Below are 25,047 nucleotides of genomic sequence, written 5' to 3' on the forward strand. Positions count from 1 at the left end.
CGAGGACCCTAGCCGAAGAGTTCCGCGATCGAGAGGAGAACGTCGGGGGCGATCGCCACCGCGAGCCCGACGACGATCAGGGCGAGCGGGACGACGAGCAGTCCCATGTCAGTCAGCAGCCAGAGGCCGAGGCCGGCCAGCACGGTGAGCAGGCCGACCAGGCGGAGCAGCCACACGAACGCGCCCTCGAGTTCCGAATCGGCGACGACATCAACGAAGTCGAGTACGTCGTCCATGATCGTCCGGATCTGGCCGTCGAAGCTCCTTAATTCCAGCGCTCCGTGAGTCGAGATCAGTTCGCAACGAGGCCAGTGACGACTTACATATTAGTACCCCCGGCCGCATCGACAGGGTATGAAGACGCTCGAGGTCACCGACGAACAGTACGCGTTCATCCAGTACCTCCGAGAGGAGATCTCCGAATCGGTCGTCGGCAAGTACGGTTTCGTCCGCGAACGCGACGCCGTCCAGTTCCTGATCGACAATCTCGACGAGGACGTCGAAATCGACGCCGACGAGTTCGACTCCTCGGCCACCGACGACGTCGCCGCGTCCGTCGGTGCCGCCATCGACGGAGAAACCGATCCGCACGAACTCGAGGAGGTCTCCTACGTCGAAGGCGAGACGCCGTCGGCCGACGAGATCGTGGACGAGGAGAGCGAGGACCCGGAGTCCGAGTCTGACGAAGCGAACGACGGGGACGCCGACGATGGATCGACCGACGACGGAGCGAACGACGGGGAAGCGACCGACGAGGGAGAATCGAACGACGAGACCGCGGACGGAGACGGTTCGGCTGAGGAGACGGACGGAGACGGCTCGGCCGACGACGACGATATGTTGGACGAGATGATGAGCCTGCTCGAGACCCACGACGACAAGTGGGAGGAGTCGAGTTCGGCGGACTACCGGTACAGCGTCGAACTCCCGGACGGCTCGAGCGAACAGGTCCAGACGAAAGACGACGTCCGGGCGCTTCTGTTCAAGAATTATCGTTGATCCGTGCCGGTCGCGACACTGTCTGTGCAGTTTTTGCCGCGCGTCGCGGATAGTACATCGCGGTCGCTTCGCGAACCCGACGATCGATCTTCTCGAGCGATACCGACCGCGGAACGGTCCTCCTGTCTTCGGACGGAATTCGTACTGGGCGCGAACGCACTCCGGAACGTTCGGAGCGTACTGGGGATAACGAGGTGGTACCGATAGTTTAGGCAGTACGAAAAATAGTTCGTAAATTGAAAAGTTATAAGGGGCTTCCATACCAAGTATCGGACGTGATGAACACGCAAAAGACCACTCGACAGGCAGCGGACACGGTCGAATCGAACGCGCTTCGACTCGACACGGAAAAGGCCGAGCAGATTATCGACGCGCTCAACACGGATCTGGCGGACGCGTACGTCCTCTATCATCAACTCCACAAGCACCACTGGAACGTGGAGGGTGCGGAGTTCCTCGACGTCCACGTCTTCCTCCAGGAGGTCTACGAGGACGTCGAAGCCGCGGCCGACGAACTCGCAGAGCGACTCCAGGCGCTCGGCGGCGTTCCACATGCGAGCATGACGACGCTCGTGGAGAACGCGACGGTCGAGCCCGAAGACGAAGACGTCTACGATATCCGAACCTCACTGGCCAACGACCTCGACATGATGGGAGACATGATCGAGAGCTACCGCCAGCACATCGAACTTGCGGAGGGGCTCGGCGACTACGCGACGGGGCAGATACTTCGCGAGCAACTCGAGACGATCGAAGAACACACCCACCACATCGAACACTACCTCGAAGACGACACCCTCGTCCTCGAATCAGCGACGAAGTAACTCGAGCGGTCGACCGCAACCGAGTTCCGAGTGGTCTCTCGTGGGTTCGCTCCGAGAGTTTCAGTTCGATTTCGATCCCGATCGATGCCGAAGAATATCTCGATAACTACTACTTGACGGGGGCGCTGAACGCAATCGTAATAGAGCTCGAGGGGAAAGCAGCCGCTGGAAGACGAGCTATTGAGTCGATTCGACGACGCGGTCGCTCGAAATCCATCCCTCAGTGTTCCCGGATTCGATGAAGACGACTCTGTCAGGACCGCTTTCGCAGACCGATATCTCGGGTCCGTGGGCCGCATCCGGTTCGGAGTCACGTTCGGCATCCGATTGCGTACCGGTAGTCATTGACTCTGTTTAGGCAGGCCTAAAATAAAAAGAGTGCGGTTTCGATCAGTCGTCATCGGTCGTGTCCGAGAAGGAAGCCTCGGCTCACCGGGGGTCCGACTGTGTGGAAGAGAGCGACCTTACCGCGTCTTCAGACGGGTCGTCACCATCAGCGAGAAGCGTCGATGCGAGGCGATCGACGACTGTCGGACTAACCGCTCCCGCCAGTTCCATCGCCTCGCTCTCGTGCTCGTCGAGTCCGAGCACGTCGTGAAAGAACCGCGAAAGGGTATCGTAGGTCTCGTACAGTTCTTCGGCGGTCGCTCGCCCCTCGGCCGTGAGCGTCGCTCCGTCGTACGGTTCGTACGTCAGGTAGCCGTCGGATTCGAGCCGCTGAAGCATCTCCGTCGTCGCCGACGGCGAGCGATCGACCGCGTCGGCCACGTGCCCGGGTGAAATCGGTGGCGAGCCCCGCTGTTCCGCGAGATAGAGAACGAGAAGGTAGTGGGAGACCCCAGTCATCGGTCAGTGAATCGACGTGTGGACGATCGCTGCGGATCCGAATCTCGACGCGCAGACGCGGCGCTTCTTCACGCTCGAGCGCGGCCGTGGGACGGCATCGGCTGCGAGCCGCGTTTCGGGATCCGCCATCGTACTGTCGGGAGTGATATCACGACCCTCCGTTCTCGCGTTCGGTTTCGATTTCGCGCGCCGCTTCGACGATCAGGTCGTCGTCGATGTGCTCGAGCAGTCGTTCGTGTCCGCGTTCGATCCGCCGTTCGATATCGTCGTCGGCGAGATACGTCTCGAGCCTCCGGTCGATTTCCCGCTCGCGTATCTCAGTGAGGCGATTCGCCTCGAGGTCGTGATCATCGGGCACTCGGTCGTCGAAATACTCCCGCCACCGATCCCGGTCGCTCCACTCACCGTCCAGTTCCGCCTCTCGTCGCATCCAGTCGTAGTAGTTCGCCACGGCGTCGGGGTACCCCGCTTCCCGTCGAACGTCCTCGACGACGGTGATCCCGACCCGCGTGCCGCGTCCGGCGGCCATGCTCGCCTGATAGCCGGTCTCGCCGTACGGCGACGCGACGAACAGGTCCTCGACCGGCGTCGTCCCGTCGCTCTCGGCGTACCCCTTGTCGAAGTGCTCGTGTTCCTCGCCGTCGTGTTCGTGCGTCTCGAACATCGCCGTCTCGTCGTCGAGACCGCGCATGTACTCGCCGTCGTAGCGCGTGGCCGCGATCACTCGACGAGCGGTAACCGGTTCCCCGTCCTGCAGGCTAATGACGAATCCCTCGCCGTCGTCGATGCGCTCGAGCGACTCGACGAGATCGGGAGCGATCTCACAGCCCGCCTCCTCGGCGTGATCGTGCAGCAGCCCGTACAGCGTCTCGATGTCGATCCCCGCGGGGAAGCCGAGGTAGTTCTCGAGGTAGGCACATCGCTGAATCGAGGAGCGTCCGCGATCGAAGATGACCGTGTCCAGGCCGTACCGGGCCGTGAAGACGCCTGCTGCACAACCCGCGGGGCCGCCGCCAACGACGACGACATCGTGATCAAACGTCGTCTCCGCTCGATCAGTATCGATTACACTCATTGGTTGAACCTGCTTTCTGCAATCTGCTGGTGGTCGAAGCGCTGTTCGTCTTCGCGGATGTCGGGTGCGTCGTCACCGTCTCCTGTAAGACCCGTATGGCACACACGAGTGGCGCTACTCGAGACGGAGTTACCGAGTCTTCCGTACGTCGTATCAGTAGTGGCGTGAATCATGGGTCGTCGTTATCGTCTGACCGTCACTGGCTGGTCAGCGGCGATGAACGGCTCACCGTCCCCATCGGCGAACGCCAAGCCGCCACACTCGCTGCGACGGACTCGCCACGACGGCAGGTCGGGGATGTCGTAGTCCGACGGGTCACGGAAGGCACCCGCAATCGCCCACTCTCGAGCGCGCATTCAGTGATTCCCCGCGATGATGTCAGCGACCGCCTGCCGGTTGAACAACTGTTCGTCCTCCGGAAGTTCCGGGTACGGGCCGTCGGTGTAGGTCGGCCACTCACCGAATATCTCGGGATAGAGCTGTTTCGCGGTCATCTCGAGCTGGAACAGGTTCAGAATCGGCCCCTGGTAGCGCGCCCCCTGCGCGTAGACGCGATCGTTTTGGACCGCGGCGAGCTCCTGCCCGACGGCGTGATTCCGCAGCGCCGATCGAATTCCGGGCATATCGGTTTGGGGGTGCATCCCGCCCAGTGAGAAGAGAACGTCGGGATCGGCCTCGAGCATCCCCTCCATATCGATCGTGTCGCCGGAGGAAATGTCGTCTCCGAGGGCACCGATCGGATCGAGCGGGCGCACGTGCTCGATCAAAAATCCTGGCGTATCCAGCGTGTAGACGTACATGCTCTCGATGTCGCTCATCCCCGCTATGACCGCGGTCGGGCGCTCCTCTTCTGGGGGGAGATCCGCCTCGATCGTTGCCAGCAGGTCCGCGTGAATCGTCTCGAGCGCGTCGTAGCGCGACTCTTCGCGGAACACCGCTGCGACTTTCTCGAACAGCTCCCAGAGAGTGTAATACTCGTAGCGGTCGGCCCACTCGGCCGGCGGTTCGCCGTGTCTGTCACTAAACGTGTTCCCGAACCAAGGTGAGACGGTATCCCGGATTTCCTCGACATCTGTCGTGTTCCAGCTATCGAGGGCGTTTACGCTCGCCGGGTCGGCGAGGTGGATATCGCTGTCGAGACTATAGAGCTTTTCTTTGCCCGGATCCCAGGAGGAATACAATCCTGACCAGTCCAACGTGACGCCCGGCAATCGTTCGGTAAACTGGTTCCAGAGCTGGTCGTAGTAGTCGGGTGCGTGCATCGCGTTGACGTCGTTCCCGCGTCCGAGGGCGAACGCCATGCCTGCGTGGTGAGTCAGCCGCGTGAAGATGCTCTCCGGCGGCGAGTCGAACGAAACCTCGCCCATCGGGGCCATCGTCACCGAATAGGAGCCGTCGCCGGACTCCGGTTCCGAGTCCTCGGTTTGTCCAGCCAGGTCCGAACAGCCCGCGAGGGCGGTCCCGGCCGCGAGCGCGCCGCCGTACTTCAGCGCGTCTCTGCGCGTCGGTCCCTCGGTCGTGGTGTCGTCGGTATCACTCATTCAGTTGTTACCGTTGATGATGTCTGCGACTTCCTGGCGGTCGAATAGCTGTTCGTCCTCGGGAATCTCGGGGTACGGGCCGTCGGTGTAGGTCGGCCACTCTCCGAAGGTGTCGGGATAGAGTTCCTTCGCCGTCATCTCGGTCTGGAAGAGGTTCATTATCGGCCCCTGGTTGCGCCCGCCCTGGGTGTGGATGCGGTCGTTCTCGACTGCCGTCACCGATTCAGTGACCGGATCGTTCTGGAACCGTTCTCGAGTCTTCGTTACGTGCCGAGACTCTGACATCCCAGCGAGACAGAGGACAACATCGGGATCAGCTTCGACGAGGGCCTCGTAGTCAACTGTCGATTCGGTCTGGACATCCGCAAAAACGTCGTGTGCACCAAGCGGGCGAGTGTGGGCGGTCAGGAAGCCAGGGCCGTTCAATGCATACGTATACATACTTTCCTCACCCTGGATGAGGATGATCATCGCCACCGACGGCCGCTCGTCTTCCGACGGCAGATCCGCCTCGATCGTCGTGAGCATCTCACTGTGGACGGCTTTGAGCGCCTCGTAGCGCTCCTCCGCTTGGAACACCTTTGCGACCTTCTCGAAGATCTCCCAGAGCGTGTAATACTCGTAGTCGTCGGCCCACTCCGCGCCCGGTTCCTTGTTCGCGTTGCTGAGCGTGTTGCCGAACCACGGGGCGACCTGCTCGCCGATTTCCGCGGTGTCCTCGCGCGTCCAGCTCGGCATGTTCGTCATGTACGCGGGGTCCGCGAGGTGGAGGTCACTGTCGAGTTCGTAGAGGAACTCCCTGTCGGGATCCCACGTTCCGGGAAGATCAGCCCAGTCGACGGAGACGCCCGGGAGCCGCTCGAGGAACTTGTTCCACATCGTGTCGTTGTACGCCGGATTGTACATCATCGAGGAGACTGCGTCGCCGTGGCCGGCCGCGAGCGCCATGTCCGCGTGATGGGGGAGAATCGTGAAGACGTTCTCCGGTGGCCGCTCGAACTCGACGGTTCCGCTCGGAGCCATCGTCACCGAGTACGTCCCGTCCGACTCGTCGGACGAACCCGGTTCGTTCTGGCCGGCGAGGTCCGAACAGCCCGCCAGCAGCCCGCCACCGACGACCGTTCCGCCGTACTTCATGTAGTCTCGCCGCGTCGGTGCTCCAGTCGTTCTGTCGGTAGTGTCGTTCATCGTTCAAACTCTCCGTTGATGATGTCCGCGACCTCCTGCCGGTCGAATAGTTGCTCGTCGCCTGTCACGTCTCCGAACGTATCGGGGAACAGCTGCTTCGCCGCTCGCTCGGTCAGGAAGAGATTGTGAATCGGTCCCTGATTGAGGTAGCCGCCGCGATACACTCGCCCGTTCTCGACGGCGGTGAGCTCGCTCCCGACGGGATGATTCCGCATGTAGTCGAGAACGACGTCTCGGAACTCCGTGGCGGATTTTCGTTCGTGGCCGCGGACGAAAATTACGTCGGGGTCGATCTCGAGGAGGTTCTCGTAGTCGAGTTCGCCGCGGTTCGTGGTGCTGAGATTGTCGATGTCCGTCCCCGCCAGCGCGTCGTGGACGCCGAGGTCGCGCCACTGTTTCTTGCTCGTCCCCGCGTCGTCGAGTCGATACGGCGAGAACGTCTTCGGTTCCTCGGTCCCCTCGAAGGTGAGGAAGACGTCCGGTCGGTCATCGCTCGGCGGGAGTCGCTCCTGGATCGACGCGATGAACTCGGTGTGGAGTTCGCTGAACGCCTCGTAGCGTTCCCCCTGCTGGAACACCTCGGCCATCTTTTCGAAGGCCTCGTACAGCGTGTAGTAGCGATAGTCGTGCCACTCGTCGGATCGTCGGAAGATCAGGTTTCCGACGAACGGCGCGACCGTCGACGCGATTTCCTCGACATCCCTCTCGTTCCAGTCGAACCAGTTGATGAGCATCTGGGGGTCGTACAGGTGGACGTCGCTCTCGAGTTCGTAGAACTCCTCTCTGGTTCGAACTTCGGGATACTGCTCAAGGATGTCTTGATCGACGGTCACGCCGGGCAGTTCGTCGTAAACGTCGGTGTAGTAACGATCTGCGCCACCGACGCCCGTCAATCCATCGGCCTGCCCCAGTGCGACGGCCATATCGGCGTAGCCGCCGTCGTACGCGGCCCACCGCTCTGGTACCTGGTCGAACGAGACCGTCCCCATCGGTTCCATCGACACGGAGTACGATTCGGCCCCGGTCGTCTCGGTCTCCGCATCCCCCTCCTGTCCGACGAGATCCGAACAGCCAGCGAGGGTAGCGCCGGTTGCGAGCGCCCCGCCGTATTTGAGCGTGTCTCTGCGTGTCGGTGTCGCTGTCGTGTTTGTATCCTTGGGATTCATTTAGATCTCTCCGTCGATGATGGCTGCAACTCGCTGCCTGTCGAACAACTGCTCCGACTCGGGGAACTCCGGATACGCCCCACCGTCGTATCTCGGCCACTCGCCGAACGCATCCGGATAGAGTTCCTTCGCGCCCATCTCGAGTTGGAAGAGGTGAGCGATCGGTCCGCCGTACCGAATCGCCATGGGGTAGACGCGGCCGTTTTCGACGGCGGGGATCGCTCGAGCCACGGGATCGTTTTCGAGGTAGTCTTTGATCTCGACGAACTCTCTGGTCGGCCCCATCGCGTGAGTGTTGAGAATCACGTCGGGATCGACTTCGACGAGCGCCTCGAGGGCGATCTCGCTGTACGCGTCCGCGTCGGCGAACGCGTCTTCTGCACCGAGCGGGCGGAGATGCGCCTGCTCGTAGCCGGGGTCGTTGAGTGCGAACGGCCAGATACTCAGTTCCCCGTCCGAGAGCGCCGTCTGTATTCGGGCGACCCGCGGCCGGTCCGTCTCCGGCGGGAGATTCGCTTCGATCTCGGCGAGGAGATTCGTACGGACCTCCGTGAGCTCTTGATACCGCTGTTCTTCCCGAAAGACCGCTGCGACCTTCTCGAAGATCTCCCACAGCGTGTAGTATTCGTAGTCGTCGGCCCACGCAGCCGGGGGCTCTCTGCGGGAATCGCTGTAGGCGTTGCCGAACCAGGGGGCGACGTTCTCGCCGATCTCCTCGATATCGTCGCGGTCCAAACTGTCCATCACCGTCATGTACGCCGGATCGGCCAGGTGGAGATCGCTGTTTAGCTCGTAGAGTTGCTCCTTGTCGATGTTCCAGGAGTTCGGGAGGTCGGCCCAGTCGGTGGACACGCCCGCGAGGCGCTCGAGGAAGAGTTCGTAGAGCGCCCCGAAGTTCTCCGGACTGTACATCGTGTTGATCGACTCACCGTGTCCGAGCGCGAGCGCCATATCGGCGTGGTGGACGAGGTTCGCGAAGACGTTCTCCGGCGGCCGCTCGAGCGTGATCTCGCCGGCGGGGGCCATCGTCACCGAGTAGGACCCTTCGTTTGTCTCCGCCGGCGATTCGTTCTGGCCAACGAAGTCCGAACACCCTGCCAGCAGTCCACCGCCGATGACTGTGCCTCCGTACTTCACGTAGTCTCTGCGCGTCGGTGCATCTCTCGTATCGACATTCTGGCCAGTCATCGTTCGAAGTCCCCGTTGATGACGTCCGCGACCCGCTGGTGATCGAACAGATGCGCCTCCTCGTCCAGCAGCGTTTCGACGCCGTTCCACTCGCCGAACCGGTCCGGATAGAACTGTTTCGCCGCTGCCTCCGTCTGGAGGAGATTGATCACTGGGCCCTGATAGGACGTGCCGCCCCGATACAGGCGGTCTTCCGTCACTGCAGTGAGCTGTTGGCCGAAAGAACTGGAGCGAAGCCGTTCCATCCGCTCTTCGAACTCGGCCGCGGAGACGTGTGAAAAGCCGTAGGTGAACACCAGAACGTCCGGATCGACCGCGAGTAATTGTTCGTAGTCCCAGTTCGCGTAACTCCCGTCTATATGCGACGCGAACCCGTCGTTGATCCCGAGGTCGCGGTACTGTTTCTTCCCGTTGCCGGCGCCGACGGGGTACGCGTGGAACGATCCGGTTTCGAAATCGGAGAAAGTGGAGAGTAGACCGATTTCCGGCCGCTCGTCTCGTGCGGGAAGGTCCGACTGCAGTTCGTCGATGAACTCGTCATGGACGTCCTTGATCGCCTCGTAGCGTTCTCGCTCCTGAAACACCGCGGCGATCTTTTCGAACGCCTCGTACAGCGAATAGTACTCGTACTCGTGCCAGTCCTCGTCGTGCCGGCGGATGTAGTTACCGACGAACGGTCCGAGTCCCGCTTCGAGTTCGTCGAAGTCCCCCTTCGAAAAGCCGTCGTGCTTCAGGCTAACGAAGTTCGGGTCGAGCAGGTGAACGTCGCAATCGAGCTCGTAGAACACCTCCTTGTCGAAACTGCTCGCGTTGTAGAGTTGCCGTACACCGTCGAATGACACGTCGACGCCCGGAAGGGTATCGTACAGCCCGTCCGGCCAGGTATCCCGGTAGACGAGCGCCTCGAGCCCATCGAGTTGGCCGAGCGCGATCCCCATGTCCCCGTACGTACTGAAGTACCCCATCCACGTCTCGGGAACCGATTCGAACTCGACCTCGCCCGCCGGTGCCATCGTTACCGAGTACGATCTATCGTCCGTCCCCGCCGTCGATCCCGAGTCGTTCTGGCCTGCGAAGTCCGAACACCCTGCCAACAGTCCCCCGCCGACGGCCGTACCGCCGTACGTTACGAACTCTCGCCGCGTCGATTCCCCACGTCTTGTTTCGTCCCTCTCCATGGTTTTAGGCCCGCCTAAAACATAATAAACGCTCCGGTTTTTAGGCGGGCCTAAAATCAGCGTTCGCCGTCGGTCGGCCCGTGGGTGATGGTATCGACGAACGCCTCGGGCAGGTCGTCTATCTCGCCGGTTTGGACGCCCCACAGATCGGCGTACAGGCCGTCCGTCGCGAGCAACTCCTCGTGGGTGCCGCGCTCGACGATCCGTCCGTCCTTCAGCGCGAGGATGGTGTCGGCGTCCTTGATCGTCGACAGTCTGTGGGCGATGGCCACCGTCGTCCGCTCGGTGGTCAGCTCCTCGAGCGAGCGCTGGATGAGGTACTCCGTCTCCGTGTCGACGCTGGCGGTCGCCTCGTCCAGCAGGATGATCGCCGGATCCTGAAGGATCGCCCGGGCCAGTGCGATCCGCTGGCGCTGGCCGCCCGACAGTTTGACGCCGCGCTCGCCGACCCGCGTCTGATATCCCTCCGTTAGCTCCCGGATGAACTCGTGGGCTTCCGCCGCGTCGGCCGCCTCCCATACCTCGTCGTCGCTCGCGTCGAAGTGGCCGTAGCGGATGTTCTCGGCCACCGTCCCGTCGAACAGGAACGTGTCCTGACTCACGTACCCGATGGCCTCCCGCAGGTCCGAAACGCGGACGTCACGCACGTCGTGGCCGTCGACGCGGATCGTACCGTCGTCGACGTCGTACAACCGTAACAGAAGTTTCGCGACCGTCGACTTGCCCGCGCCGGTCGCACCGACGAGTGCGATCGTCTCGCCCGGTTCGACATCGAAGTCGACCCCGTCGAGGACCGGTACCCCGTCCTCGTAGCCGAATCGAACGTCGTCGTACACGAGTCGACCCGCGACGTCCTCGAGTGGGACCGCATTCGGCGCGTCCCGAATCCCGACCGGGACGTCCAACAACCCGCAGATACGCTTGGCCGACGCCTTCGCGTTTTCGTACCAGTCGACGATGCTCGAAAGCTGGGCCATCGGCCCCGTCAGGCGCTGGGTCAACAGCATGAACACGACGAAATCGCCGGTCGTGAGTTCGCCGGAAAAGAACAGCGACGGTCCGGAGAACACCCACAACCCGCCGACGACGAACGTCGCCAGCAGCGCCGCGCCGGTGATCAACTCCATCCCGGGCCGATAGAAGTAACTCAGCTTCAACACGTCCATCTGCGCGTCGAACACCGATCTCGAGACGCCCCGGACGCGGCCGTTCTCGTACTCCTCGGTGGAGGCAGTCTTCACGAGTTCGATCCCGCTGAGGCCGTTCTCGATGCGCGTGTTCAGATCGCCGATCGTCGAGCGGACGGCGGCGTAGCGGGGCTCGATCACCCTGACGAACCACCAGGTAAACGCGACCAGCAGCGGCACGGCCCCGAGGGTGAGCAGTGCGAGTTGCCAGTTCGTATAGAGCAACGCGGCAGTGATCCCGACGACGATCACACCGATCCGCACGCTGTCTCCCAGCGCGTTATCGAAGAACACCTCCAGGTTCGAGATGTCGTTGTTCAGAATCGACATGACTTCGCCCGTCTCCTTGTTGTCGAAGAAGGTCATATCGAGGCGCTGCATCTTCTCGTAGGCGTCCGTTCGGATCGTGTACATCACCCCGTGCGCGAAGAAGTTCATCGCCACGCCCCGGACCCACTGGAGGAGCGCGCCGCCGGCGAGCGCGACTCCGATGACGGTCGCGGAGAGCCAGAACTGCGCGGTCGGCTCGGTCGGCAGCCACGCGCCGGGCACGAGCGGCAGCGCGTACGTTCCCTCGCCGGTGAACACCGCATCGATGGTCGTCCCGAGAACGAGCGGCGTCACGAGGATCGACCCGTACGCGAGCGCGCTGGCGACCAGTCCGAGTGCGAGCCACCGCCCCTCCCCGAGACCGTAGGTGCGGAACAAGCGAATCAGCGGCTTCGAGACTCGTTCACGGTAGGTGTCGAGTTCCGTCTCGAGGGTCGCCTGATCGCTCACCACGCGGCCTCCGCGCCGGCGTTTCGGCCGCCAGTCTCGCCGTCGGTTCCTCGAGTCGCCTCGCCGCCATCCGAATCCGTGCCGAGTTCGTCCGGACGAGAGCCCTGTAACTCGAGGTTCGAACCGGAAAGCGGACTTACTGCCGACTCGTCACTAGCGTCCGACGACTCGGCAGCTGCGCCTCTCGGTTCGCTCGTTCGTCGCCCGTCCGTACCGGCGCGTCCCATTCAGATCTCACCCATGTTCTCCTGCTTTCGCATCAGATAGAGGAAGTACGGGCCGCCGATGAGTCCGGTGACGATGCCGACGGGAATCTGCGTGGGACTCAACGCGAGTCGCGCGCCCACGTCGGCGGCGACCATCAGCGCCGGACCGACGAACAGGCAGCCGATGACCAGTTTCTTCGAGTCGCTCCCGACGAGGTTTCGAACCATGTGCGGAACGATGAGGCCGACGAACCCGACGATGCCGGCGACGGCGATGCTCGCCGCCGCCGCGAGGACCGCGACCCCCGAGAGCGCGAATCTGACCTTCTCGATCGACATCCCGAGCGACTTCGCCGTCTGCTCGCCCAGCAAGAGGACGTTCATCTGGCGCGAGCCGGCGATAGAGAGCAGAACGACCACGATCGTCCACGGAAGCACGAGTCGGACCTGTTCCCAGTCGGTCCCGGTCAGCGATCCGGTGGTCCAGGCGATGGCCGACTGGACGACGCCGATATCGTCCGCGAAGAAAAACAGTGCGGTCTGTAACGAGCCGAAGACCGTTCCGACGATCACGCCGGCGAGCACTAATCGGACCGGCGAGGTACCGTTCTTCCAGGCGATCACGTAGACGATGAGAAACGCACCGGCCCCGCCGAAGGCCGCGATCAGCGGAAGGAACGCCGTCAAACTTCCGAACACGACGAGGGTCAGCAGAATCATGAGTCCCGCCCCGGAGGAGACGCCGAGGATGAACGGGCTCGCGAGTTCGTTTCGGGTCACCGCCTGAAAGATGGCCCCCGAGACGGCGAGATTCATCCCGACGAGGACCGCGACGAACACCCGCGGAAGGCGGATGTTCCAGACGATGAGGCTTTCGGTACTCATCTCGGGCATCGCCTCGCCGAGCAAGAACGCGTCCCAGGCCTGCGGATTGAACACCACGTTCGGGTTGAAGAGTGCGAGCCACGCCTCCGCGTGCGTCATCGAGTAGGCACCGTAGCTCACCTGTATCAGTCCGCCGACGAACACGATGGCGAGGCTGCCGAGTACTACCGTGACGAGTTTCGGATCGAGGAGCCACCCGAACCGCGTCTCGTTTCGTCGCGATGTCGTCGGCTCTCCTGTCGCGACGCTCGACTTCTTCCCGCTCATCGTCGGCGGACACCGGTTGGTTCGATCGGGGCGGTACGCGAGGAACAGCCCGTCGTTCCGTCGGGTGATTCGCCACCGATACCGAACAGCGACGACTGTCCCGGAACCGACACGTCGCCGATGACCCCCCCACCGTCCGTCACGCGTTCTCGTCGAGCCAGTGCGTCGATCTCCCCCGATTCGCCGGTCATACTGTTTTAGGCCTACCTAAAACATAAAACCGTTCCGATTTTTAGGCCAACCTAATTGGCGCGCCGCGTCAGCGGGGGCCACCGCATTGCGGACAGATCGGTGGACCCGGTTCGGGGAGCGAGAGCCCACAGTAGGGACACTCGTCGCCGTCTGGAGCGGTGATCTCATCGACGACCTCGTCGGTTCGGTCACGGAGAGCCGTTATCGTCCCGATTTCCTCGGGAACGGGATCTCCCGGCCCGTCGTCCCCGTCGATCGCATAGCGGACTCGATCGACGAGGAACTCGACCGAATCGTCGTCCGCGGCCGAACGCACGTCGGGTATCGTCACGTCCGAATCCGACCGGGCCAGCAGGCCCAGCGCCTCGGTCGCCCGTCCCCGGACGTAGGGACTCTCGTCGTCCAACCGATCGCACAGTGCAGCGGCGCTCTCGGACAACGCGTCCGGATACGCACAGCCGACCGCGACCAGCGCGGTACAGAGGTGATATCGAACGAGTTCGTTCGAATCGGTGAGATGGCTGGCCAGATCCGAAACGTGATGTCGGAGCCGCTCCTGGTCGCCCAGCGCCACGTACTCGAGCGCTTTCGCCAATTTCTCTCTCACCTCGGGCTCGTCGAACGACAGTCCGATTCGCAGGTCCGCCATTACCTCGGGTGACGCGACCGCTTCCGGGTGGTCCCGCGCGACGTAGCCGAGCGCCTCCGCCGAACGAGCGCGCACGTAGTAGAACTCGTCGTCGTCGGCCAACCGGTCAGCGAGGGGTGAGACGACCGACTCGACCGCGTCCGGTTCGGCCTCGGCGACGGCGACGAACAGCTTTGCGGTCGTCAGCCGAATCGAACGCTCCTCGTCGGTGAGAAATAGCGCCAGCGTCGTCAGTACGGGCTCGAGCGCAGCCGGTTGCCGTTCGGCGAACTGTCGGAGGGTGCGAAGCGTCGTTTTCCGCGCTCCCGCCTCACGCTCCGTGAGTCGTTCGGCCCAGATCACGAGCCGCTCTCGCGGTTCCTCCTCGAAGAGCACCTCGAGTTGATCGATCGACGGCGGCTGTCTCGAATCGTCCATAGATACCTCGAACCGTATCGGTAAATCCCGGTGTACTGGTAATAAAGTCCACCATCGAAGCCGGACGTCCGCGCACCCACAGCGATCGGCAGCGGATCGAAATCGAATACGGGACGAGCGAAGGAGGTCCTCGCGACGACGAACGTCGCGTGAGTTCGAATGCGGGAGTCACCGAACGTGACCCACGGGAAGACGCTGCGTCTCGGAGCCGATCCCAACGGGAGTCGGCGCACTCCGTGCCCGCCGCGGCCCGCCGGCCGAACAACGTTAGAACTTTACTCGCGCTCGCGCTTTCAAGCGGTATGAGCGAACGCGAGGTGCTCGAGTTGCTTCGTGAGAACGCGCGCTATTCCACGGCGGATATCGCGCGAATGACCGACCTCGAGGAGCACGAGGTCGAGGCAGCCATCGAGGAACTCGAGGCAGCGGGCCTCGTCCGGGGCTATCAGGCGGTCGTCGACTGGGACAGACTGGAAGACGAACGCGTCCGCGCCGAGGTCGAGTTGAACGTCACGCTCGACCGCGAGACGGGATACGACGACATCGCGGAGCGCCTCGCGCGATTCCCGCAGGTCAAGGCCCTGCGGCTGATCAGCGGCGACTACGACTTCGATATGGAAGTCGAGGGCGACTCCATCCGCGAGGTCTCGCAGTTCATCAGCGAGAAGGTTGCGCCGGTCCCCGAGATAACCCAGACGGTCACCCACTACGTGATGACGTCCTACAAGGAGAACGGGATCGAACTCGGCGACGGCGAGGGCGACGACCGCCTCTCCTTTTCACCCTGATCATGACGTTCGAACTGTCAGACCGGGTGCAGACGGTCCCGCCATCGGGCATTCGGCGCTTCTTCGAGATCGCCGAGGAACGCGACGAGGTCATCTCACTGGGCGTCGGCGAACCCGACTTCGCGGCACCGTGGGCGGCCCGCGACGCCGCTATCACGTCGCTCGAGCAGGGGAAGACCTCCTATACGGCGAACCGCGGCAAGCGCGAACTCCGCGAAGCGATCGCGGACTACGTCGCCGACCGCTTCGATCTGGGGTACGACCCCGACGAGGAGATCATCGTCACCGCCGGCGCGAGCGAGGCGGTCGACCTGGCCTTCCGGGCGTTCGTCAATCCCGGCGACACGGTCGCGATCGCCCAGCCGTCGTACATCTCGTACGAACCCGGCGTCATCTTCGCCGGCGGCGAGGTGCTTCCCGTCCCGACGAGAGAGGAAGACGACTTCCGGCTGACCGTCGAGGGCCTCGAACGAGCCGGCGCGGCCGACGCGGACATGCTGGTCCTCTGTTACCCGAACAACCCGACTGGCGCGATCATGCCCGCCGAGGACCTCGAGCCGATCGCCGAGTTCGCCCGCGAGAACGACCTGACGGTTCTCTCCGACGAGATTTACGCCGAGTTGACCTACGACGGCGAACACACCTCGATCGCGACCTTCGAGGGGATGCGCGAGCGAACCATCGTCTTCAACGGCTTCTCGAAGGCCCACGCGATGACCGGACTCCGATTGGGGTACGCGCTCGGCCCGGCCGACGCCATCGGCGCGATGAACAAGATCCACCAGTACACGATGCTGTCGGCCCCCACGACGGCCCAGTACGCCGCGCTCGAGGCCCTGGACTCCTGTGCGAACGACGTCCGGGAGATGGTCGACCAGTACGACCGCCGGCGGCAGTTCGTCCTCTCGCGCTTTCGCGAGATCGGCATGGACGTCTTCGAAGCCAAGGGCGCGTTCTACTGCTTCCCCGAGGTTCCCGAGGGGTTCACCGCGGAGGAGTTCGCCGAGGCCGTCCTGCGTGAACAGGGCGTGGCCGTCGTCCCCGGCGACGTCTTCGGCGGGAGCGGTGAGGGCCACCTCCGGGTTTCCTACGCGACCGGGCTCGAGGATCTCCGACGGGCGCTCAACCGGATCGAAGCGTTCGTCGATGAACACGCCTGAGCCGAGGCAGGAGCGGCTCGAGGGATGGCCTCGAGCACTGGATCGGTTTGGATCGAGTTGCTGACTTCTCACAGTACTTCCGCTCAAGAGGGACAGTTCGTGTAACGGCTGATTCCGGCGGATATGTCGTGGAAAACGCGTTCTGCTAGCGTGGCACCAGGGAAGAGCCACGCCCTCCCCAGCCGATTCGCTCTCTCACGGGTCGTGCCTCCCCGTTCGTTCGCTCATCCCTCGCACGAAATCGTCGACCGGCCTCGTGTTACTCGGCCGATCAACAGCGCGCGCCACCGCACACCGGCTGGTCGGTTGGGAGTGAGACGTTGCTTCCCTGTACTGCACGTTGAGTGTGCGAAACGCGATTATCACTATCTCTCTCAACAGAGAGGAGTGGTACTACCCAGCAGAAGGGGAATCGTCGGAGACGAGAACAGGGGCCAGTGCGAAAGGAGCCGGAGACGGAAGGGGGTTGGAGACGGAAGGGCCGACTCTGCTAGAGGTACGACGCGTCCCACCGGGTCGCCTTGCGCCGGTTGCCACAGTTGTTGCACTCGATCCGACCCATCGCGTCCATCGCGTTATCGATCGAGTCGCAGTTCCCGCAGAACCAGGCGTAGCGGTCGTGACGATCTTCGCTCTTGTAGGTCGGGTAGAACGGCGCTCTCGTCCCGCGAGCGCCCTCCCCGTAGCTCACGTAGACCGTCTCGCCGTCCGTCGTGACTTCGTCGATCGCCCCCCACCCGCCGTCGTCCTCGAGGTCAGCCTCGACGTAGACGTTCTCGGTGAAGGTTTCGTCGCCGATCTCGACCTCGCGCTGGCCGGCCTGCTCGAAGCCGTGGGATCGGTAGAACTCGTTACCGCCCTCGTTGTCCGCGAGAACGAAGCATTGGATTCCGTCCGCTCCTTCCTCGAGTAACGCTTCGCGAGTGCGGACCAACAAACGAACGCCCGTCGCGTCGCCGCGGTGGTCGGGATGGACGTGCAGCCAGAGCAAGTGGCCGGTGTTCGCCTGCTGGCCGACCAGTTCGCTCTGCGAGAAGCCGGCGATATCGCCGTCGCGCTCGATGATCAGAAAGAGCGAGCGATCGTCGGCGAACTCGTCGGCGAGCGAGTCGCCGTACCACTGGTCGATTGCCTCGTCGATGGTCTCCTCCTCGAGAAATGCCGTGTACGTGGAGTTGAGCGAGTCGTGTGCGATCGAGCGAATCGCTGCAGCGTCCGAGTCAGTTGCTTCACGAATTTCCATGGCTGTCTGTAGCACAGCCAGATACAAAACGTATGCCCACAGTCCCAGGTTCTGCCTGACCGAGTCGGCGGGAAACCGTTTTTTCTCCGGAAAAGGAAATATGGAATCGCTCGAGAGGGTATACCGCGAACTGGTCGGCAATACTGAAGGGAGAACATTCACGGTGGTGCCGCCGGAGCACGTCATATGAGCGACAACGCGACGACGAGCGAGCCACCCGACGGAGCGGATGGATCCGAAACGATGGCCGAGGCCTTTACCTACAACGGTGGCCGGGTCGATCCCGGTGAATCGGCGAACATTCGCTACGGCATCAGCGAGACGTATCTCGGCGATCCCGTCAGGATCCCCGTCACGGTGATCAACGGCGAACATCCCGGGCCGACGGTCTTTCTCTCGGCGGCGGCCCACGGCGACGAACTCAACGGGATCGAGGTCGTTCGCGAAGTCGCCCACGACTGGGACCACTCCGTGCTCCACGGGACGCTGGTGTGCCTGCCGGTGATGAACGTTCCCGGCTTCCTCGCACAGGAGCGGTATCTGCCGATCTACGACCGGGACCTGAACCGATCGTTCCCCGGTCGGGAGGGGTCGACGAGTGCCAGACGGATGGCCCACCAGATCTTCACCAATTTCATCGAACCCTGTGACCTCGGGATCGACTTCCACACCTCCACGCGAGGGCGAACGAACATGCTCCACGTCCGGGCGAACATGGAACGATCGGACGTCGGCAGACTCGCCATGGCGTTCAGTTCCAACGTCATCATCGCCGGCGAGGGGCCGTCGGGGACGCTGCGCCGCGAGGCGACCGAAGCCGACATCCCGACGATTACCGTCGAAATGGGCGAGGCCCACCGGTTTCAGCGGCGGCTGATCGATCGTGCGCTCACCGGCGTCGCGAGCGTCCTCGCGGAGTTCGGTTGTCACCGGAAGTCCTCCGTTCACTGGCCCGGCTGGCGAACGATCATCGACGACGACAACGAGAAAACCTGGCTCCGCGCGGACGCCGGCGGTATCGTCGACATGAAACGCGGTCGCGGCGCGCTCGTCGAGGAGGGCGAGGTGATCTGTACGGTCACGAACCCGTTCAAAGAGGAGGAAGACATCGTCACGGTCGAGGCCCCCTTCACCGGCCTCATCGTCGGCGTCCTCGAGAATCCGGTCGTCTACCCGGGGAACCCGCTCTGTCACCTGGTCGGCCTCTCGCCGGACACGCTCACGGCCCTCGAGCGCGAGCGGACGACGGAGAGTTCGCGATCGGATCTCTGAGGCGGCTCCCTGACCGGTTTGTCGACGAAACTCCGACCGTCCCGCGGGTACGCCGAAACTGACAGACAGCAATCCGTACGGTGAGGGCTTCGCGACTGTCGCCGGGAAGTCGGACATCCGAGAGGACGTGCCCGAACTGATTTCACCTTTGTGGAAAAATTTACTTTGATTCTTGTGGTATTACCGCGCACTAATGGCCGGGTGGAAGAGATAAAAGTAACTTCTTTACCTGACTCAGTATTATAATAGCGGACTCTCATTGTTGTGGTATGGGTGACATTGACGATTTCCAGAGTTTCGATCGCCGGTTTCAGCAGCAACTCGATCGCATCGACGAGTTTCACCCCAAGGACCAGCCCTACGTCAAGCGATTCGTCCGGAAGTGCGACGGTCGAGTGAAGACCAGCAGCATGGCCGAATATCTGGGAAATCTCAGACTCAACGCGAGGCGCCTCGACCAACCGCTCATCGATCTCGACGAGGACAGCTTCGATGAGTTCATCTTCGAACTGCAACACTCGCCGGAGTATGGCCGAGGCGACACGCCCGGATTCGCCGCCAAGACCGTCCAGACATACCAGTTCGCGTTGAAGAAGTTCCTCACGACGATCGACAGCCTCGTCGAGACGGACTTTTCCTGGGCCGAAGACATCGAACTCGTCACCCCCGACTCGACGCCGGTCACCGAAGACGATATCCTGACGAATGAGGATATCAAAGCGCTGTGCGACGGCGCGAACAACCTCCGGGATATCGCACTGGTCGAGTTCCTCGCTGATACCGGAGCCCGCATCTCGCTCGTCGGTTCTCTGCGGGTCGGCGATGTCGATCTCAAGAGCGACCAGGCGACGTTCACACCGAACCCGAATGCGTCGGGGCTGAAGGGCGCGGGAATCCGCCCCTATCCGATCATCGACGCCAAGGCAACGCTGCGAACCTACCTCCATCGCGTCCACCCGCGCCCCGATCGTGACGATGTCGCCTTCTTCCACAAGATGGAGGGACACGGCAACGACCTCGAGGGAGACGATGGCTCGCTCGCCCCGCAGACCATCAGGAACCAACTCCACCGAGCAGCTGAGAAAGCCGATCTCGAGAAGCCGGTCAACCCCCATAACTTCCGCCACAGCGCGATCACGCGAATGCGTCGTGAAGGCTACGACCGTGCAGAGGTCGAACACCGGGTCCACTGGACGGTTGACTCCAATATGTGGAGTACGTACGAACACATCTCCGGCGAGCAACACAACGACGCTATCTTCGAGAAGGTTGGACTCGGAGACAGTGACGATGGGCCGTCGCAGGAACGCCAACCGTGTGGGAACTGCCTCGAGCCCATCGCGCCGTATCATGACTACTGCCCGCGGTGTGGCGATGCCGTGACTCCGGAGGCTCGTGAGGCCACGAAAGAAGCGACTGCCGAAGGCTCTCAGTTCATCGTTGACGCCGACGGGGAAGACGTCCAACTCGGTGTGAGTGAGATCCTGAGCGCGCTGGCCACGAACGACGTCCAGGTCGACACCGATACGTCGGAGTGAGTCACTCATCGGGATCGACCTCGTCTATCACAGCGTCGCAGGCTGCTGCAAACGCGTTGTACCCCTCTTCTTCGGCTTGTCGTTTCGCCTCTCGGACCGCGTCGGGATGTTGTCGGCAGAAGCTCAGCGGATCGTCTTCGTCGGTTTCTATAAACCGTATGTCGCTTGTTGAATCTGGTTGGCTCATTAGTCGCTCACCTGATTTCGGACGTACTGCTGTTCGTCTGGAGATCGATCCGACAGGGGGATGCAGGTCGTCATCGTGCCGTCTTGGGCCACTAACAGGACAAGATCTGTCTCGGTGTGGTAGCGTGCGTGTTCGCTAGGCGGCTTGATACTCGGGTAGTGAACCGACTCCGCCTCGCTCCACGCTGCCCGTAGGTCCAGATGCGGCTGGGGTGATCGCTTCTCCCAGCGATGTCGAGCGTGACCCGATACCTCGAGCTCGACGCTCTGGGGAGACTGTGTGGTCGCGCTCATGGGACGATCGCCCCCACAGTGATCACGCCGGTGAGAACGAGCCCGAGCGCGACGACGAGCAGATCTGCTACTCGCGGGTCCATCTGGGCGCGGTCGCGATCAGTGCCCGTATGAAGTGAACGAACAGAGCGTTCAGAGAATCGGTCTGGGATTTCATGCTGGTTGCTTATCTTGAGCAGAAGCGTGCATCCCGCTATGGGTGAATACAGTGACCGCTTAGTGATACTGTTAATCGCAGCTACTGCCCTCATTGGACTCTTGGTAGGATTGATAGGCAGCTTCGTGGAAGCCTCAATAGGCGGACAAACAGAAGACGCGATATTCGTAGCTCTTGGCGTCTTGCTTCTGATTATATTAGCAGGGATCTGGTTGGAATTCAGAACAACTGAAGACAAAAACTCCTGAACAGTACCGCTCGAGGACTTGTCGGGGTTCATCGCGACTCACCCCGCTCGCGTGTGAAATCGTCTGCGACGGGCCCGCTGACGGACGTGTTCCCGCGTCCTGTATCGGCGATCATCCGGATATCACTGTTCTCGTCGAGGCGCTGGATCACCGACGCACTCCAGACGTTGCCGATCGCAGAGCGCAGCGCCGCCTGGGCGTCCGGGTTGTCAGCTTCGTCGCGGAGCGCCTCGAGTTCGGAGCAGACATCGTCAACGCGATCGACGACCGCGCGCTCGCCGACCAGGAGGCCGCCGTCGCCGGCCTCGGTGATCGTCTCGCGACGGAAGACTTCCTCGAGGTTGCCGTCGGGGTCCTCGTCGTCAGTGAACCACTGCTGGCGTTCCCCGCAGTCGGGACAGTACCGCGCCGACGCACGGATCTCGGCCTCGCAGTCGTCGCAGTGGGTCCGGTACGAACCACCCGTCACTGTTGGTCATCTCCCGGCTGCTGTGATCGTTTCAGTGATCGTGATAGTTGGGAAAGTCTATTACTACATCCAATAGTAATAGCCTTTAGTGAGATGACAGAGAGAGCAAAAGAGGTGGTTGTAACCTGCGACCAGTGTGGATTGATACAGCCTGGAATGGATATCATAGATGGAGAACCGAAGGCAATGGGGCAAGGCTTCTGCAAGTGCGGCGGAACCAGCTTCACTCTTGTTGAGGACTCAAACGAGCAAATCCCGCTCAGTGACTGATCGACGCCCCCGTCGGTCGTGATCTCCCGTTCGGCGGGCTCATCGGCCTGCTCCTGCTTCTTCGTGGCGATGAGCTTGTTGCACTTCCCGACGAGGATCCCGCGGGTGATATCGTGCTCTTCGTGCTCGACGCGGGTGATCTTTCGAAGCCGATCGATCTCGGCTCGAGCCAGCAGCCCGTGCCACGAGAGGAGGTCCTCGTTGCCGACCGCGCGGGCGATCGCCATCTGGACGTCGTCCTTCTCGACGCCGTCAAGCTTCCGTCCCTGATGAACGAGGTTCCCTCGAGAGCCCCAGCGGGAGTCGGTCCCTGCAGGGTACTCGTGGACGTTCTCGAGCACCCACTGATAGACGTCGACCTCGCCGCCGTCGGCCCGCAGCTCGCTCGCCGTCGCGAACTCGCCGCCGTCGGGGACGGTCTCGTTCTCGTCGGCCTCGAGGTACGCCTCGCAGTCGTCGCAGGTGTGAGCGTCCGCGAGCCGACGCGGATCGTCGCGGACGTCCGCGACCGGCGTCTCGAAACACTCACCGCAGGCAGCGGCGTGGCGCGTCCCCTCGAAATACATCGAGGCATGCCAGTCACCGTTGAGGTCCTGGACCCAGCAGACGATCCCTGCGTTGGCGTCGAAGTGATCCTCTGGAAGGCCGAGCCGGTCCTCGAGTTCCTCCATCTTGCAGCTCTGGCAGAGGTAATCACGGTTTCCGCAGGTGGGGCACGACGACATCAGGCCTCACCTCGAGCCGTTCGGATCTCGTCGATACGTCCGCGTGCGTCCTCGAGAGCCTGATCGACTTCGCCCAAGTCGGCGTCGCCGGCGATCGCCGATGCGAGGGCCGTGTCCAGTTGGTCACGGAACTCGTCAACGGACATTACCACTCACCTCTATCGATCTGTTCGACGCGGAGGCCGACATACGGCGCAACGGCTTCGATGAACTCGCGGAGGTCCTCATCACTCCAGTCGATTATCGCACGGCCGTCGTAGCCGAACTTCTCGAAGTCGACCGACGCTTCGACCATGCCCGGGAACGCACGTGCATCGAACTCGACGCTGGGGTTGTGGTCGTACTCGACATCGCGCTCGAGCGTGGCATCGCCACCACTCCCCGAGATCTTCAGGAACGCGCGCTCGATCTCGAGCGGCTCATCGAACAGATCCGCGCCGTCGTGGGGGGCTCGCTTCATGCTTCCGCCCCGCTGTCCTCAAGCGTCGCCTGCTCAGCGCCTTCGTCCTCTTCGACCTCGGCCTCGTCGTCGAACGTCGCGACCGGGACGATCTCTTCGTGGATGAACCGCCCGAGCAGCTCGGGCTTCATCTCGCTGGGCTCCCAGATGGCGATGTATCCACTCGCGTAGATGACCAGGCGGACGTGGATGTCGTTCCAGAAGATCGTCCCCGCGACGCCGACATCTGCATCGGTGGCCTTGGACTTGAGCGCCCCGTGGCCCCACTCGATCGTGACGTCGTCGAGGTTGGACTCCTGGGTGACCATCTCGACGTTCCACGTCCGATCGGCATCGCGCTGGTTCCGAATGAACTCCCACGGCTTGAGGCGGACCGGTGCAATCTCCGGGCCGGCGAACCGCGAGAACTCGTTGAACGGCCAGTCGGGGTCGGCCTCGAGGTCGCTCGTGTGCGTCTGTTCGGCGAGGATCCAGCCCTCGCCGTCGACGTCGGCGACCCACTCGCTCGCGACCCTCCGGGTGACCTTCCGCGTCTCGGTCTCGATCTCGTGGCCGTCGATCAGGACGCGTTCCTCCTCTTGGGGGACTTCGCCGGCGACCAGCCCCGACTGGATGGTGAGCCCGTCCAGATAGGCCTGGGTCTCTTCGACCTCGAGGGCGCGCCCCGTCTGATCGTGGTGGTTCTCGAGGGGGTCGGCGGCGGGCACGGCGAGGAGCGCCAGCTGGCCGGCGATCATGCCGACTCACCTCCGTTTTCCCGCACCTCGAGATCGTCCGCCTGTTCCCTGATGATCTCCTCGGCTGTCTCAGAAATCGTCCGTCGAGGGACGACCGCCGAGCCAAGGAGACGATCACGTTCGATCGATCCTGCGATGACATCTCTTAGCGGCTTCGTGCCGGGAACGCCCCACATCTCGTTGGGGTACCCGATCGCCCCATCGATACGCTTCGAGTCGTGGCCATCTGACGCTCTGAGATCAACGTCCCCTTCGAAATCACCAGTGACGATCACCTGTTCCTCGTCGGTTGCGTCCTCGATCGCGTCGAGGTAGTCGTTGACCCACTGGCGGTACTGATCGATGGTGAGGGTGTTCGCCATCAGGCCTCACCTCCGTCACCGAGGACGTCTTTCGGCTTCGGGTGTGGCTCGATCGTCGACCGTTCCGACATCGCCACGTCCGCATTGTACAGATCCGAAACAGCGGCGAGGGCGTGTTCGCGCTCCGTCTCGTTGAGCGCTGTCAGCGGGATATCGTCGAGTGCGGTGAGGGCATCTCGAATCGATGAGTGTGCGTCGTCGACGCGTCCGGCGGCCTCGTCGGCGTTCATCGAACCGCCTCCACATCGATCGTTTGGCGTGACCAGACGTACGCTTCCTCGCGATTCTCCCGGTCCTCGAGCCAGAAGCGGCCCGTCTCGTCGACCCGCTGCTGGACGCGCGGCGGTTCGCTGGTCAGCCGTCCGAGGACGGACTGCAGGTAGTTCGCGGGGGTTGGTTGCGCACTATTCGATCCGGTATCGTCTTCTGTATGGTTGTCGTCTGCGTACATGGTTACGGATGCGCCGGGGCGGGATTCCTGCCCCGGATGGTTGTCGTCTGTAACCCGCGGACTGCCGGGGCGCGAACGGTTGGACCCTGGTCGCGCTCC

33 protein-coding genes are annotated in these 25,047 nt (G+C 62.6%); 7 read left to right on the forward strand and 26 right to left on the reverse strand.

Translation table 11 applies throughout. The features are described 5' to 3' along the window. Positions 1 to 8 precede the first annotated feature (8 nt). Positions 9 to 236 (reverse strand): hypothetical protein, encoded by a 228-nt coding sequence (locus tag LDH74_RS01025; protein WP_226040781.1) that lies wholly within the window; start codon positions 234 to 236, stop codon positions 9 to 11. A gap of 118 nt (positions 237 to 354) precedes the next feature. Here LDH74_RS01025 and LDH74_RS01030 point away from each other — a divergent pair, with 118 nt between their 5' ends. Together LDH74_RS01030 and dpsA are read left to right on the forward strand one after the other, a co-directional pair. Then, a complete protein-coding gene (locus tag LDH74_RS01030) occupies positions 355 to 999 on the forward strand; it encodes a hypothetical protein (protein ID WP_226040782.1) in 645 nt (214 codons plus the stop codon). A 278-nt stretch (positions 1,000 to 1,277) separates the two neighbouring features. Then, complete coding sequence (gene dpsA / locus LDH74_RS01035) at positions 1,278 to 1,823, forward strand: DNA starvation/stationary phase protection protein DpsA (protein ID WP_226040783.1); 546 nt, start codon at positions 1,278 to 1,280, stop codon at positions 1,821 to 1,823. A 177-nt stretch (positions 1,824 to 2,000) separates the two neighbouring features. On the opposite strand, the gene LDH74_RS01040 is transcribed toward dpsA, so the two are convergent. From LDH74_RS01040 to LDH74_RS01105, 14 genes are all read right to left on the reverse strand, one after another. Then, entirely contained in the window at positions 2,001 to 2,168 is a 168-nt protein-coding gene (locus LDH74_RS01040; RefSeq protein ID WP_226040784.1) for a hypothetical protein, read from the reverse strand. A gap of 84 nt (positions 2,169 to 2,252) precedes the next feature. Next, positions 2,253 to 2,669, reverse strand: a complete 417-nt coding sequence (locus LDH74_RS01045; protein WP_226040785.1) for a metal-dependent transcriptional regulator — start codon at positions 2,667 to 2,669, stop codon at positions 2,253 to 2,255. A 148-nt stretch (positions 2,670 to 2,817) separates the two neighbouring features. Then, positions 2,818 to 3,744 carry an FAD-dependent oxidoreductase gene (locus tag LDH74_RS01050; RefSeq protein ID WP_226040786.1) on the reverse strand — a complete coding sequence of 309 codons (927 nt, stop codon included), beginning with the start codon at positions 3,742 to 3,744 and terminating at the stop codon, positions 2,818 to 2,820. A 182-nt stretch (positions 3,745 to 3,926) separates the two neighbouring features. Beyond that, complete coding sequence (locus LDH74_RS01055) at positions 3,927 to 4,100, reverse strand: hypothetical protein (RefSeq protein ID WP_226040787.1); 174 nt, start codon at positions 4,098 to 4,100, stop codon at positions 3,927 to 3,929. Continuing rightward, on the reverse strand, positions 4,101 to 5,285 hold the full coding sequence (locus LDH74_RS01060) for an ABC transporter substrate-binding protein (protein WP_226040788.1): 1,185 nt from the start codon (positions 5,283 to 5,285) through the stop codon (positions 4,101 to 4,103). Then, on the reverse strand, positions 5,286 to 6,473 hold the full coding sequence (locus tag LDH74_RS01065) for an ABC transporter substrate-binding protein (protein ID WP_226040789.1): 1,188 nt from the start codon (positions 6,471 to 6,473) through the stop codon (positions 5,286 to 5,288). Next, positions 6,470 to 7,639, reverse strand: a complete 1,170-nt coding sequence (locus LDH74_RS01070) for an ABC transporter substrate-binding protein (RefSeq protein WP_226040790.1) — start codon at positions 7,637 to 7,639, stop codon at positions 6,470 to 6,472. The genes LDH74_RS01065 and LDH74_RS01070 overlap by 4 nt, the downstream gene beginning before the upstream one ends. After that, a complete protein-coding gene (locus tag LDH74_RS01075) occupies positions 7,640 to 8,827 on the reverse strand; it encodes an ABC transporter substrate-binding protein (protein ID WP_226040791.1) in 1,188 nt (395 codons plus the stop codon). Continuing rightward, positions 8,824 to 10,005 carry an ABC transporter substrate-binding protein gene (locus LDH74_RS01080; RefSeq protein WP_226040792.1) on the reverse strand — a complete coding sequence of 394 codons (1,182 nt, stop codon included), beginning with the start codon at positions 10,003 to 10,005 and terminating at the stop codon, positions 8,824 to 8,826. The genes LDH74_RS01075 and LDH74_RS01080 overlap by 4 nt, the downstream gene beginning before the upstream one ends. 56 nt (positions 10,006 to 10,061) lie before the next feature. Then, complete coding sequence (locus tag LDH74_RS01085) at positions 10,062 to 11,972, reverse strand: ABC transporter ATP-binding protein (protein WP_226040793.1); 1,911 nt, start codon at positions 11,970 to 11,972, stop codon at positions 10,062 to 10,064. Then, a complete protein-coding gene (locus tag LDH74_RS01090) occupies positions 11,969 to 12,199 on the reverse strand; it encodes a hypothetical protein (protein ID WP_226040794.1) in 231 nt (76 codons plus the stop codon). The genes LDH74_RS01085 and LDH74_RS01090 overlap by 4 nt, the downstream gene beginning before the upstream one ends. After that, positions 12,200 to 13,330: an iron ABC transporter permease gene (locus LDH74_RS01095; protein ID WP_226040795.1), complete on the reverse strand. Its 1,131-nt coding sequence runs from the start codon at positions 13,328 to 13,330 to the stop codon at positions 12,200 to 12,202. Further along, a complete protein-coding gene (locus tag LDH74_RS01100) occupies positions 13,327 to 13,521 on the reverse strand; it encodes a hypothetical protein (RefSeq protein ID WP_226040796.1) in 195 nt (64 codons plus the stop codon). Before LDH74_RS01100 ends, LDH74_RS01095 begins: the two co-directional genes overlap by 4 nt. 68 nt (positions 13,522 to 13,589) lie before the next feature. Beyond that, positions 13,590 to 14,588 carry a HEAT repeat domain-containing protein gene (locus LDH74_RS01105; protein WP_226040797.1) on the reverse strand — a complete coding sequence of 333 codons (999 nt, stop codon included), beginning with the start codon at positions 14,586 to 14,588 and terminating at the stop codon, positions 13,590 to 13,592. A gap of 302 nt (positions 14,589 to 14,890) precedes the next feature. Here LDH74_RS01105 and LDH74_RS01110 point away from each other — a divergent pair, with 302 nt between their 5' ends. Together LDH74_RS01110 and LDH74_RS01115 are read left to right on the forward strand one after the other, a co-directional pair. Beyond that, positions 14,891 to 15,376, forward strand: coding sequence for an Lrp/AsnC family transcriptional regulator (locus LDH74_RS01110; RefSeq protein ID WP_226040798.1), 486 nt, complete (start codon positions 14,891 to 14,893; stop codon positions 15,374 to 15,376). Between the two features lie 2 nt (positions 15,377 to 15,378). Beyond that, positions 15,379 to 16,536 (forward strand): aminotransferase class I/II-fold pyridoxal phosphate-dependent enzyme, encoded by a 1,158-nt coding sequence (locus LDH74_RS01115; RefSeq protein WP_226040799.1) that lies wholly within the window; start codon positions 15,379 to 15,381, stop codon positions 16,534 to 16,536. 490 nt (positions 16,537 to 17,026) lie between these two features. On the opposite strand, the gene LDH74_RS01120 is transcribed toward LDH74_RS01115, so the two are convergent. Continuing rightward, the gene (locus tag LDH74_RS01120; RefSeq protein WP_226040800.1) at positions 17,027 to 17,779 is read right to left on the reverse strand and encodes a GNAT family N-acetyltransferase; all 753 of its coding nucleotides are present in this window, start codon (positions 17,777 to 17,779) and stop codon (positions 17,027 to 17,029) included. 186 nt (positions 17,780 to 17,965) lie between these two features. On the opposite strand from LDH74_RS01120, the gene LDH74_RS01125 reads away from it, so the two are divergent. Then, complete coding sequence (locus LDH74_RS01125; protein ID WP_226040801.1) at positions 17,966 to 19,051, forward strand: succinylglutamate desuccinylase/aspartoacylase family protein; 1,086 nt, start codon at positions 17,966 to 17,968, stop codon at positions 19,049 to 19,051. Positions 19,052 to 19,320: 269 nt separating this feature from the next. Then, positions 19,321 to 20,589 carry a tyrosine-type recombinase/integrase gene (locus LDH74_RS01130; RefSeq protein ID WP_226040802.1) on the forward strand — a complete coding sequence of 423 codons (1,269 nt, stop codon included), beginning with the start codon at positions 19,321 to 19,323 and terminating at the stop codon, positions 20,587 to 20,589. Position 20,590: 1 nt separating this feature from the next. On the opposite strand, the gene LDH74_RS01135 is transcribed toward LDH74_RS01130, so the two are convergent. Together LDH74_RS01135 and LDH74_RS01140 are read right to left on the reverse strand one after the other, a co-directional pair. Then, on the reverse strand, positions 20,591 to 20,776 hold the full coding sequence (locus LDH74_RS01135; RefSeq protein ID WP_226040803.1) for a hypothetical protein: 186 nt from the start codon (positions 20,774 to 20,776) through the stop codon (positions 20,591 to 20,593). Continuing rightward, positions 20,776 to 21,069, reverse strand: coding sequence for a hypothetical protein (locus LDH74_RS01140; RefSeq protein ID WP_226040804.1), 294 nt, complete (start codon positions 21,067 to 21,069; stop codon positions 20,776 to 20,778). Before LDH74_RS01140 ends, LDH74_RS01135 begins: the two co-directional genes overlap by 1 nt. A gap of 195 nt (positions 21,070 to 21,264) precedes the next feature. Between LDH74_RS01140 and LDH74_RS01145 the strand changes: the two genes are divergently transcribed. After that, a complete protein-coding gene (locus LDH74_RS01145; RefSeq protein ID WP_226040805.1) occupies positions 21,265 to 21,474 on the forward strand; it encodes a hypothetical protein in 210 nt (69 codons plus the stop codon). 28 nt (positions 21,475 to 21,502) lie between these two features. Here the strand turns inward: LDH74_RS01145 and LDH74_RS01150 are convergent, their stop codons facing one another. Genes LDH74_RS01150 through LDH74_RS01185 form a run of 8 tightly spaced genes read right to left on the reverse strand, consistent with a single transcriptional unit; the run spans position 21,503 to position 24,948 of the window. Further along, positions 21,503 to 21,943 (reverse strand): hypothetical protein, encoded by a 441-nt coding sequence (locus LDH74_RS01150; RefSeq protein ID WP_226040806.1) that lies wholly within the window; start codon positions 21,941 to 21,943, stop codon positions 21,503 to 21,505. Next, the gene (locus tag LDH74_RS01155) at positions 21,940 to 22,938 is read right to left on the reverse strand and encodes a hypothetical protein (RefSeq protein ID WP_226040807.1); all 999 of its coding nucleotides are present in this window, start codon (positions 22,936 to 22,938) and stop codon (positions 21,940 to 21,942) included. Before LDH74_RS01155 ends, LDH74_RS01150 begins: the two co-directional genes overlap by 4 nt. Further along, on the reverse strand, positions 22,938 to 23,084 hold the full coding sequence (locus LDH74_RS01160; protein ID WP_226040808.1) for a hypothetical protein: 147 nt from the start codon (positions 23,082 to 23,084) through the stop codon (positions 22,938 to 22,940). The genes LDH74_RS01155 and LDH74_RS01160 overlap by 1 nt, the downstream gene beginning before the upstream one ends. Next, on the reverse strand, positions 23,084 to 23,398 hold the full coding sequence (locus LDH74_RS01165) for a hypothetical protein (protein ID WP_226040809.1): 315 nt from the start codon (positions 23,396 to 23,398) through the stop codon (positions 23,084 to 23,086). Before LDH74_RS01165 ends, LDH74_RS01160 begins: the two co-directional genes overlap by 1 nt. Further along, positions 23,395 to 24,135 (reverse strand): hypothetical protein, encoded by a 741-nt coding sequence (locus LDH74_RS01170; protein WP_226040810.1) that lies wholly within the window; start codon positions 24,133 to 24,135, stop codon positions 23,395 to 23,397. The genes LDH74_RS01165 and LDH74_RS01170 overlap by 4 nt, the downstream gene beginning before the upstream one ends. Further along, entirely contained in the window at positions 24,132 to 24,497 is a 366-nt protein-coding gene (locus LDH74_RS01175) for a hypothetical protein (protein ID WP_226040811.1), read from the reverse strand. Before LDH74_RS01175 ends, LDH74_RS01170 begins: the two co-directional genes overlap by 4 nt. Then, a complete protein-coding gene (locus LDH74_RS01180; RefSeq protein WP_226040812.1) occupies positions 24,497 to 24,727 on the reverse strand; it encodes a hypothetical protein in 231 nt (76 codons plus the stop codon). The genes LDH74_RS01175 and LDH74_RS01180 overlap by 1 nt, the downstream gene beginning before the upstream one ends. After that, positions 24,724 to 24,948 carry a hypothetical protein gene (locus tag LDH74_RS01185; protein WP_226040813.1) on the reverse strand — a complete coding sequence of 75 codons (225 nt, stop codon included), beginning with the start codon at positions 24,946 to 24,948 and terminating at the stop codon, positions 24,724 to 24,726. Before LDH74_RS01185 ends, LDH74_RS01180 begins: the two co-directional genes overlap by 4 nt. Between the last annotated feature and the right edge of the window lie 99 nt (positions 24,949 to 25,047).

This window comes from Natrinema sp. DC36, assembly GCF_020405225.1.
Taxonomy (GTDB): domain Archaea; phylum Halobacteriota; class Halobacteria; order Halobacteriales; family Natrialbaceae; genus Natrinema.

Bases quoted from the DNA above. Each gene is read 5' to 3' on its own strand.
- LDH74_RS01025 (WP_226040781.1), bottom strand. From the start codon at position 236: ATGGACGACGTACTCGACTTCGTTGATGTCGTCGCCGATTCGGAACTC.
- LDH74_RS01030 (WP_226040782.1), top strand. From the start codon at position 355: ATGAAGACGCTCGAGGTCACCGACGAACAGTACGCGTTCATCCAGTAC.
- dpsA (WP_226040783.1), top strand. From the start codon at position 1,278: ATGAACACGCAAAAGACCACTCGACAGGCAGCGGACACGGTCGAATCG.
- LDH74_RS01040 (WP_226040784.1), bottom strand. From the start codon at position 2,168: ATGACTACCGGTACGCAATCGGATGCCGAACGTGACTCCGAACCGGAT.
- LDH74_RS01045 (WP_226040785.1), bottom strand. From the start codon at position 2,669: ATGACTGGGGTCTCCCACTACCTTCTCGTTCTCTATCTCGCGGAACAG.
- LDH74_RS01050 (WP_226040786.1), bottom strand. From the start codon at position 3,744: ATGAGTGTAATCGATACTGATCGAGCGGAGACGACGTTTGATCACGAT.
- LDH74_RS01055 (WP_226040787.1), bottom strand. From the start codon at position 4,100: ATGCGCGCTCGAGAGTGGGCGATTGCGGGTGCCTTCCGTGACCCGTCG.
- LDH74_RS01060 (WP_226040788.1), bottom strand. From the start codon at position 5,285: ATGAGTGATACCGACGACACCACGACCGAGGGACCGACGCGCAGAGAC.
- LDH74_RS01065 (WP_226040789.1), bottom strand. From the start codon at position 6,473: ATGAACGACACTACCGACAGAACGACTGGAGCACCGACGCGGCGAGAC.
- LDH74_RS01070 (WP_226040790.1), bottom strand. From the start codon at position 7,639: ATGAATCCCAAGGATACAAACACGACAGCGACACCGACACGCAGAGAC.
- LDH74_RS01075 (WP_226040791.1), bottom strand. From the start codon at position 8,827: ATGACTGGCCAGAATGTCGATACGAGAGATGCACCGACGCGCAGAGAC.
- LDH74_RS01080 (WP_226040792.1), bottom strand. From the start codon at position 10,005: ATGGAGAGGGACGAAACAAGACGTGGGGAATCGACGCGGCGAGAGTTC.
- LDH74_RS01090 (WP_226040794.1), bottom strand. From the start codon at position 12,199: ATGGGACGCGCCGGTACGGACGGGCGACGAACGAGCGAACCGAGAGGC.
- LDH74_RS01095 (WP_226040795.1), bottom strand. From the start codon at position 13,330: ATGAGCGGGAAGAAGTCGAGCGTCGCGACAGGAGAGCCGACGACATCG.
- LDH74_RS01100 (WP_226040796.1), bottom strand. From the start codon at position 13,521: ATGACCGGCGAATCGGGGGAGATCGACGCACTGGCTCGACGAGAACGC.
- LDH74_RS01105 (WP_226040797.1), bottom strand. From the start codon at position 14,588: ATGGACGATTCGAGACAGCCGCCGTCGATCGATCAACTCGAGGTGCTC.
- LDH74_RS01110 (WP_226040798.1), top strand. From the start codon at position 14,891: ATGAGCGAACGCGAGGTGCTCGAGTTGCTTCGTGAGAACGCGCGCTAT.
- LDH74_RS01115 (WP_226040799.1), top strand. From the start codon at position 15,379: ATGACGTTCGAACTGTCAGACCGGGTGCAGACGGTCCCGCCATCGGGC.
- LDH74_RS01120 (WP_226040800.1), bottom strand. From the start codon at position 17,779: ATGGAAATTCGTGAAGCAACTGACTCGGACGCTGCAGCGATTCGCTCG.
- LDH74_RS01125 (WP_226040801.1), top strand. From the start codon at position 17,966: ATGAGCGACAACGCGACGACGAGCGAGCCACCCGACGGAGCGGATGGA.
- LDH74_RS01130 (WP_226040802.1), top strand. From the start codon at position 19,321: ATGGGTGACATTGACGATTTCCAGAGTTTCGATCGCCGGTTTCAGCAG.
- LDH74_RS01135 (WP_226040803.1), bottom strand. From the start codon at position 20,776: ATGAGCCAACCAGATTCAACAAGCGACATACGGTTTATAGAAACCGAC.
- LDH74_RS01140 (WP_226040804.1), bottom strand. From the start codon at position 21,069: ATGAGCGCGACCACACAGTCTCCCCAGAGCGTCGAGCTCGAGGTATCG.
- LDH74_RS01145 (WP_226040805.1), top strand. From the start codon at position 21,265: ATGGGTGAATACAGTGACCGCTTAGTGATACTGTTAATCGCAGCTACT.
- LDH74_RS01155 (WP_226040807.1), bottom strand. From the start codon at position 22,938: ATGTCGTCGTGCCCCACCTGCGGAAACCGTGATTACCTCTGCCAGAGC.
- LDH74_RS01160 (WP_226040808.1), bottom strand. From the start codon at position 23,084: ATGTCCGTTGACGAGTTCCGTGACCAACTGGACACGGCCCTCGCATCG.
- LDH74_RS01165 (WP_226040809.1), bottom strand. From the start codon at position 23,398: ATGAAGCGAGCCCCCCACGACGGCGCGGATCTGTTCGATGAGCCGCTC.
- LDH74_RS01170 (WP_226040810.1), bottom strand. From the start codon at position 24,135: ATGATCGCCGGCCAGCTGGCGCTCCTCGCCGTGCCCGCCGCCGACCCC.
- LDH74_RS01175 (WP_226040811.1), bottom strand. From the start codon at position 24,497: ATGGCGAACACCCTCACCATCGATCAGTACCGCCAGTGGGTCAACGAC.
- LDH74_RS01180 (WP_226040812.1), bottom strand. From the start codon at position 24,727: ATGAACGCCGACGAGGCCGCCGGACGCGTCGACGACGCACACTCATCG.
- LDH74_RS01185 (WP_226040813.1), bottom strand. From the start codon at position 24,948: ATGTACGCAGACGACAACCATACAGAAGACGATACCGGATCGAATAGT.